This is a genomic window from Bacillus sp. JJ1764 (assembly GCF_036962145.1).
GTDB lineage: Bacteria > Bacillota > Bacilli > Bacillales > Cytobacillaceae > Neobacillus.
Genome location: NZ_JBALNY010000225.1, coordinates 3,750 through 4,177 on the forward strand (window position 1 = coordinate 3,750; position 428 = coordinate 4,177).

Sequence of the window (428 nt, forward strand, 5' to 3'; positions counted from 1 at the left end):
TGCCTTTTCCAGAGAAAAATTAGCCCATTTTAAAGCAGTAACTGGAGTTACCTTTGTGGATGAACTTCCAAAAACTGCTTCAGGAAAAATTCAAAAAGTCCATCTGCGCAATGAATATTGGAGTGCAAAAGGGAAGGTTGAACGGTTTGTGAATTAAATAGTTTAAAAAACCACTTAGATTACTGGTCTAAGTGGTTTTTTCTGATTTCATCTTATTTTGATTCACAATGGTCTTTTCAACTAAATATTGATAACCGTAAATTATAATCGAAAGTATGATACAAATAAAATACCAACCAATATGATTAATTTTTTTAAATTTAAATGCACCAACCTTTTCCCATGCATAAGCCATGGGGAAAGCGGTAAGAGTATTAAGAGCAACATTGGTAATCAAATATTTTGGGAAATTACCGAAAGTTAGTTTA

The 428-nt window shown here is 31.8% G+C and carries 2 pseudogenes; one reads left to right on the forward strand and one right to left on the reverse strand.

Annotation, left to right across the window (positions count from 1 at the left end):
• Positions 1 to 157: pseudogene (locus V7083_RS22755) on the forward strand (AMP-dependent synthetase); the annotation flags it as partial.
• A 30-nt stretch (positions 158 to 187) separates the two neighbouring features.
• On the opposite strand, the pseudogene V7083_RS22760 reads toward V7083_RS22755, so the two are convergent.
• Positions 188 to 428: pseudogene (locus V7083_RS22760) on the reverse strand (hypothetical protein); the annotation flags it as partial.